General features: G+C 63.8%; 5 protein-coding genes and 2 pseudogenes. 3 read left to right on the plus strand and 4 right to left on the minus strand.

Features of this window, described 5'->3' with window-relative positions:
- Positions 1-295 precede the first annotated feature (295 nt).
- Positions 296-583, plus strand: coding sequence for a fatty acid desaturase (locus tag NM2_RS52830; protein ID WP_281182964.1), 288 nt, complete (start codon positions 296-298; stop codon positions 581-583).
- A gap of 231 nt (positions 584-814) precedes the next feature.
- On the opposite strand, the pseudogene rpoD reads toward NM2_RS52830, so the two are convergent.
- The 4 genes and pseudogenes from rpoD to NM2_RS46610 all read right to left on the minus strand — a co-directional run.
- Positions 815-1,708 (minus strand): annotated as a pseudogene (gene rpoD, locus NM2_RS46600) (RNA polymerase sigma factor RpoD); the annotation flags it as partial.
- A 22-nt stretch (positions 1,709-1,730) separates the two neighbouring features.
- Positions 1,731-1,952, minus strand: a complete 222-nt coding sequence (locus tag NM2_RS52470) for a hypothetical protein (RefSeq protein WP_245718591.1) — start codon at positions 1,950-1,952, stop codon at positions 1,731-1,733.
- Between the two features lie 16 nt (positions 1,953-1,968).
- Positions 1,969-3,750: a reverse transcriptase/maturase family protein gene (locus NM2_RS46605; protein WP_174575768.1), complete on the minus strand. Its 1,782-nt coding sequence runs from the start codon at positions 3,748-3,750 to the stop codon at positions 1,969-1,971.
- Between the two features lie 535 nt (positions 3,751-4,285).
- Positions 4,286-5,071 carry an IS5 family transposase gene (locus tag NM2_RS46610; protein WP_369690378.1) on the minus strand — a complete coding sequence of 262 codons (786 nt, stop codon included), beginning with the start codon at positions 5,069-5,071 and terminating at the stop codon, positions 4,286-4,288.
- Positions 5,072-6,863: 1,792 nt separating this feature from the next.
- On the opposite strand from NM2_RS46610, the pseudogene NM2_RS53295 reads away from it, so the two are divergent.
- Both NM2_RS53295 and NM2_RS52480 read left to right on the plus strand, forming a co-directional pair.
- Positions 6,864-7,106 (plus strand): annotated as a pseudogene (locus NM2_RS53295) (PAS domain S-box protein); the annotation flags it as partial.
- Positions 7,107-7,255: 149 nt separating this feature from the next.
- Positions 7,256-7,563, plus strand: a 308-nt coding sequence (locus NM2_RS52480) for a PAS domain S-box protein (RefSeq protein ID WP_157122090.1), incomplete at its 3' end; no start/stop codon positions are given.

Genomic DNA, 7,563 nt, shown 5'->3' on the forward strand with positions numbered 1-7,563 from the left:
CGACCTGATGCACCAGGCAACACGAAGCACGACACTTTCCGCTTAACGACCTTGTATCGCTCTCGCATCGTCCGATCGCGCTGTGGCGATCGATTGATCAGATGTCTACACCGTGCGGGCACATCGAGTGTGGGAAGTGCTCGACGCTGTGGTAGAACGCCTGGACCTGCCCGAGGCTTGGCGCAGCGATTCAGCCACACGCCGAGTGAGTCCTGCTCGGGAGAGGTAGTGCAACGCAAGCCGCGTCACCGGCAGAGTCACACCGTTCTGCCGCGCAGTGCGCGTTCGACGTGGTGTGCCTGAGCGGTTGTCCGACAACGCATCCGGGCCCAGCCGAACGCCCGTAAACAGCCGACGAGCGCATCCTTGGCCGGGCGACTATCAGATCGAGCACCACCTGTTCCCGAGCATGCCGACACCCAACCTGCTTCACGCCCAGGTGATCGTCCGCGACTACTGCGCCGAAATCGGCGTTCCCTACCACGAGACCGGGCTACTCTCCTCGTACCGCGAGGCACTGAATCACCTGCACCACGTCGGCGCACCCCTGCGCACCACCGGCACACAGCAGAACGCCCGATGAAAGTTCCCGCACCAGACCGCATCTCACGACCACAGCCCGCTCGACAAGGCCCGCTGTTCGATCTCCACGCGGCCGTCCCGGGAAGACGGAAAAGAGCGCCTCCTCGGGGACCGACAGCCACTGGCCCACACAGTTGAGTGGATCACGGCCAGTAGCCACCGACGACGACGTCGGTGTCACGGTCTTTCCGACCCTCGGTGATGATCAACCGGTCCGCAGGACCATTGCCCGCTATTCGAGGTAATCCCGCAGCAACTGTGAGCGCGATGGGTGACGCAGCTTCGACATCGTCTTCGACTCGATCTGCCGGATCCGCTCACGGGTGACCCCGTAAACCTTCCCGATGTCGTCGAGGGTTCGAGGCCGCCCATCACCCAGGCCGTAACGCAGGCGCACGACGCCGGCTTCACGCTCACCGAGCGTGTCGAGTACCGACCGCAACTGCACCTGCAGCAGGGTGAACGCTACCTTCTCGACGGCTACGACAGCCTCGGAGTCTTCGATGAAATCGCCGAACTGGCTCGTGCCCTCGTCACCGAGCGTCTGGTCCAACGAGATCGGTTCCCGTGCGATTTGCCGAACCTCGAGAACCTTCCCGGATGTGATACCCAATTCCGCGGCAAGCTCTCGGGCTGTTGCCTCGCGGCCCAGCTGCTGAAGCAGTTCACGCTCTACACGCGCAAGCTTGTTGATGATCTCCACCATGTGCACGGGGATGCGTATGGTGCGGGCCTGGTCGGCCATGGCGCGAGAAATCGCCTGGCGAATCCACCATGTGGCATAGGTCGAGAACTTGAATCCTTTGCTGTAGTCGAACTTTTCGACCGCCCGCACCAGACCCAGATTGCCCTCCTGGATCAAGTCGAGGAAGGCCATCCCCAGTCCGCTGTACCGCTTGGCGATCGACACCACCAGCCGCAGGTTCGCCTCGAGCAGATGATCCTTGGCCGCGATACCGTCCTGCACCAGCCAAGTCAGGTCTCGGCGACGCGCAATCGCGAGACCCCAGGGCCCCTCGCATTCGGCCCGCAGCTTCTGCACCGCATACAGACCGACTTCGATCCGGACCGCGAGATCGACCTCCTCGGCCGCGGACAGTAGGGGAACCCGCCCGATCTGCCTCAGAACGTGTTTGTGAACGGTGGAGTCATGACCCGGTGGCTCTGGCGAGGCGGCGGGTCATGGTGAAGATCATGGCGATGTAGACGATGGCTTCGTGGTGGTCGGGTCTGGTCTCGTAGTCGCGGACACAGCGGCGATGTTTGGTTATCCAGGCGGTAGGGTCGGCCGAGCGGCGAGGTTCCAGCGGTGTGCTGGCCCTTTTCCGCTCGGCCTCCCACCGAACCGGACTTGATGGTTTCCCGATCATCCGGCTCTCCAGTGAATTACTGCGTGAGTGGTGCGGCCGGTTGCCCGTGGTGGATGTGTCCGTGGCAGGCGGTGCAGACCACGAGGGTCTTGCGTCGCCGGTTGGCCATGGCGGTAACCCATTGGGGGGCAAGCGGTCCGGGTATTCCGAGTTCTGCGAGCTTGCGGATGTGGTGGACTTCGACATCGCCCACTGTGCCGCAGAGTTCGCAGGTGTCCGCGAGGAGTCTGGTGAGGATCTCCTTGTGCGGGTGGTCGACCCGGATCGGCTGTGAGTCGATGACTTTCGCCGTTTTCTGTCGCCGGAGCGGTTGGCCGCCGAACCGTGCGACCAGTGGCTGCCTGCCGAGTCGTTCGATGCGCGCTTCGAAACAGGTGCGCGGCCCGTGCGGTGTCGCGATTTTCGCCTTGTGCTTGGCGGCTATCTTCGACGCCGATGAGCGGTGTTTGGCTGCGAGGGTTTTGAGCATGGAGGTCTCCATGACCCACCGCAGCCGATGCAACCGGTGAACGTCCCCGGCGAGCAGGTAGTACTGGACGATGCCCCGGTAGACGGCCCCGAACGTGGCCACGATGCTGTAGTCGCTGCCGTGGATCAGGGCCTTCTGCTTCGCGGGTTTGCCGCGGTGCAGGTAGGAGGCAGATTTGACCTTGATCACCTCCAAAGGGACACGCAGCGCGACTTGTCCGTTGACTCGTCGGTAACGGCCGGTCTTCTTCGTGCCGTTGTGCTGGATGGTGATCTCGTAGCCGAGGAATCGGGCCGCGCCTGTGCGGGCGTGGGTGATCAGCGTCTTGTCCTTGGACAGTTCCAGTTTGAGGTCTTCACGCAGGAACTGCGCCAGCCGCTGTTTGATCTCTTCGGCTTCGGTCTTTGGTCCGGCGAACCCGAGCAGATGGTCATCTGCATACCTGCAATAGCGCAGCCGCCGGTATTCCGGATCGTTCGGGTCGGCGCTGGGCAAGCTGACCATGCGCCGTCGCAGCAGCCGAGCTTCGGCTCGGTCACCGCGCCGGCGCGCCTTGGCCAACTGGTTCTGCAGATCCAGGTAGGCAGGGTTACGAGCCCTGCGGTCCCCTCGGGTGTATTCCGGGATCAGGGTCTTCTCGACGAACTGATCGAGTTTGTGCAGGTAGATCGAGGACAGGATCGGGGATGCGACCCCGCCCTGGGGAGCCCCCGACAGGGTGGCACCCCATTTCCAGTCCTCCAGGTATCCGGCCGTCAACATGTTCCGTATCAGCCGCAGAAACCTGTTGTCATGGACGTTCTCTGCCAGGATCTCGACCATTCGATCATGATCGAGCGAACCGAAGCAGTCGGCGATGTCTCCCTCGATGAACCACGCGGTCCCGGTCCAGGTGTAGTCGATCTCCCGCAACGCGGTATGACAACCCTTGCCCGGGCGGAACCCGTGGGACCGGTCGGAGAACGTCGGCTCGTAGTAGGCCTCCAACAGCAGACGCACCACTTCGCCGACGAGCTTGTCCGACCAGGTCGGCAGTCCCAACGGGCGGGTCTTGCCGTTCTTCTTCGGGATGTGCACTCGCCGGACCGGGCGAAACCGATAGCGCTCGTGGCGCATCGCATCGATGATGCGATCGATCTTCGCCCGGGACATACCGTCCACGGTTTCCGGCGTGACCCCGGCCGTCATCGCCCCCTTGTTGGCGTAGATGCGCCCGTAGGCCAGCAGATACAACTGCGGGTTGAACAGTTGCCGATACAACTCCTGGCACGGCAGATTCCGCTTGCCGCGCTCACGCAGGACACCCAGCACCGTTGCGGCGCTCTGCATTTCGCATACCTCCCGATCATCGAGTGTCCGATTCACCTGGCCCCCTTCGCCCGTGCGGACGGCTTTCCCGTCCTCCCTGGCCGGGCGTGACTCCGGCGACTACTACGAGGCCTCCGTCGCCATAGGACTCGCGTCCCGTAGGCGATCCCGCGTTCGTGCGTGTCGTACGTAGCAGCGTGACGTAGGCGTCCCACTCATCTCCTTCAATGCCCTCGCTGGGCATCGCCTCGCGCCCTGGAGGTTGCGTCGGCCACCATAGACTCCGACGCAGAGCACGACACCGGTTACAGTGGCCGTTTCCGGTGGATGGGAACTTGCATCGACTGGAGATTGGGATTCAGGCAATCCAGCTTTCGCCCTATCACGCGGGTCCCTCCGGCACCCCGTCCCAGGCCACTGGGCCCGGTCGCCGGATTCTCTGGCATGCTCTTGTCCCCGTTAGCCTTTCGGCATCAGGTCAGCCATTCGACCCAAGAACCTCCCTCCAAGTTCCTCCCGGCTGCGCCGGGGATACGACACGCCGCTTCGCGGCGCACTAGGTGCGCTCGACGACCCAGCGGCGGGGAAGTACCTGGAATCCTTTGAGGTCATCGGTGCGCTTGACGATCCGAACAGTCAGTGCCAGAACGTGTTTCGACCATTCGACGAGTCTTCCGGCGTATCCACCGTCGGCCCACACCAGGGTCACGGTGGCGAACCTCGCGCGCATGGCTGCCAGCAGCCGGATCGCGCCGTCGCGGTCCTGGATCGAGGCGACAGTCACCACCACTGCCAGTAGCAGTCCGAGACTGTCCACAGCGATGTGGCGTTTGCGGCCGTTGGTCTTCTTCCCGGCGTCGTAACCGCGGCTGGCCGCGGGCACGGTGTCGCTGCCCTGCACCGATTGCGAATCGATGATCGCCGCCGTTGGCTGCGGTGCTCGTCCGGCGTGGACCCGGACCCGGTCGCGCAGCGCGTCGTGGACCTGCCGCCAGGTCCCTGCGGCGGCCCAGCGGCGGAAGATCGCGTAGACCGTCATCGCGGGCGGGAACTCGCGTGGCAGCTGACGCCAGGCGATTCCACCACGAACCACGTAGAAGATCGCATCGAGAATCACACGCCTGCAGTATTTTTCATGCCTGCCGCCTTTGCCTCCCCGATTGCCCGGAGGCGGCAGCACCGCTTCCAGAACGGCCCATTGCGCGTCGGTGAGCGACGAGGACGGATACACCGCGCATCGATGCCCCCGCACTGAGCCCCGGGCCGGGCACGCCGAACACACGGCGATAGACGATGATGACAAGCGAACTCCTGGTGGCGTGCAGTAGATCTCAGCAATCACTGCTCTACCAGGAGTTCACCCATACCTCACGCGCCACGAACGAGCCGCCACCAAGATCACAAACACGTTCTCAGATATGCCCGTGTCGAGTCCCCACCGGCGGCGAACTCGGCTTCCTTGCGCGCCCGACGCAGCGCCGGAGACTCGTCCTCATCCCAGATGTCCTCCGCGGCATCATCCTGCTCCGCCAAGGCTCCAGTGGAATCTTCGTCATTCGATTCGCCTGCGGTCGTTGCCACATTCGCCTCTCCGAGAGATTCGGGCGGCTCGGCAATCACCGGGACCAATGACCAGCGTACTGGTCAACAGACGAAGCGATACGCCACCGACCCCAGCCCCATAACTTCCAGCACGCTTCGGACGATATGCCATGTGATCAGTTGCGGGGCGCCAGGAAGGCAACCTGCCGCCTTGCGCCTCGACTACGCGGGTGCGAATAGCGCCTGGACCCCGCCCATACCCGACACTGCCAACCGTCGTCATAAGTCGAATTTCGCTTCGATCACCAGCTGACCGCGCGAAAACCGCAGGTCATCCCCGTTCCCATGTTCGATGTGCCCCACCGGGGGCACCAACATGCGACACCGTTTCCGCAGGTCAACGCGATTCACCACGTCGCAGGCACAAAACGGCCTCAGCGTTTTCGCAGGTCACACGTCGCAGGTTCGTGCCCTCGGGGGTTGCTCACAGCTAACACCGCAGGTCACGCCGGCCGAAATATAGTCACGCCCGGGGCCCGAAAGTGATGTCTCCGCAGTTCAATCCGATCAGCTCGGACACTCGCAGCCCGGTCTGTCTGGAGTACGACCAGCAGCAGGGCGTGGTCGCGGCGTCCTTCCCCAGCGGCGGCGGTCGAGGGCGGCCAGCATAGCGTCGATCTCGGTGGCAGTCAGGAAGCCACGAGTTGTTTGTCGAATCGGTAGGTGAACAGCGATCGGATCGCGGTCAGCCGCAGATTGCGGGTGCGCGGGCTGTTGTGGTGGTCGACAAGGTCGGCAGCGTCGCCTCGACGTCCTCGCCAGCGCGGTACCAGCCCAGCAGGGTATTCACCGCTAACGAGTGCCGCAGATCGTGGATCCTTGCAGGGCGCGGCGCTCCGGCGCCGATTCCGATGGCGCAGCACAGATTCCGGAATGCCGCGTGGATAATCGGACAGACCATGCGGGCCCCTCGGGTCGAGACGAAGAATGGCTGGATCGGGACCAGCCGGGATTTGCCTATTTCGATTCCCGGATCAGCGGCGTCGGTCCAGTCGATGTCGGTGCGGTCGAGGCGGATCGTTTCGCCGACGCGCAGGCCGGTGGCTCCCAGCGACCCGAGCAGTGTCGAATGAGTGGCCGCGGCACTACCGCCTGATCGACATCAGCGAACTGCGGCCGGGCCAGCTCGTGGAAACGACGCCAACTGCAGCATGGTCACCACCTGGACGGTGCTTGATCAAGGAGGTGGTCGTAACGTATCCCCGCAGTGACGAGCTGGCAGGGCGCCACACGGATCGCCGACTCTTCGGACCGACCTTCGCGCCACTGGCGCTCGGCAGCATCTACAACGGAGGCTCGGAAATCTCGCCGATTATGGCTGACAGGCATCGTCAAGTCCGGTTCCCCGGCCAATAGGGTCTCTATTCTGTATGGTCCTCGATCGAAACTGCGAGAATGAGGCTCAAGATCGAACATTTTGGGGTCACATGGATAAGGACAGTGATACCAGGTTCGTGCCCGAGGGAGAACACAGCGGAATCGCGCGGCTGCAGTCGAAGGCTGAGGCGCGACTTGGTCTGCTGGCTGCGGGAATGCGTGAGTACGCGATCTTCGTGCTCGATGCGGCCGGTCGTGTGGAGAGCTGGGACAGCGGGGCAGAACTCATCACGGGCTATCGCGGCGAGGAGATCATCGGGAAACATTTCTCGGTGTTTGCCCCGACGGAACCCGGCACTGCCGGCCACGCGGACTGGCAGCTGGCTCAGGCCGCCGAGTTCGGCAGGCATGTGGACGAAGGCTGGTGCCTGCGCCGCGACGGCACCCGGTTCTGGGCTCATGTCGTGATCACTGCGCAGAAGTCGCCGGAGGGCAACGTGCGGGGTTTCATCCAGGTCACCGTGATGAGACCGAAGCAGGCATCCGGCAGCAGCGGTCGAGTCGGCGGTTCACCGACCTGTTCGACCTCGTCCCGGCCGGTATCGCGTTGTTCGACGAAGCCGGGCAAGTGCTGGACGCCAACGAGGCGCTGTGTGGCCTGCTGGGTTACCGGCTGCCTGAACTCAACGCCATGCCCGCGGCAAGCCTGCTGCATCCGGACGATCGTGGCCCGAGCCTCATTGCGGATGCGGCAGCGGCGGAGGCGACGTTGAACCAATCCCGCGTGAACCAGCGGACGCTGCTGCGCTCGGACGGCCACGCGGTGCCCTGCGATGTGCACAGCGCGGTGTCGGTGGCCGACGACGGAAGCCGGTTCTGGGTGATGGTGTTCCAAGACATCACCGACCGGTTGCA

It is taken from the genome of Nocardia miyunensis NBRC 108239, from assembly GCF_001613065.1.
In the GTDB taxonomy this organism is placed as follows: domain Bacteria; phylum Actinomycetota; class Actinomycetes; order Mycobacteriales; family Mycobacteriaceae; genus Nocardia; species Nocardia miyunensis.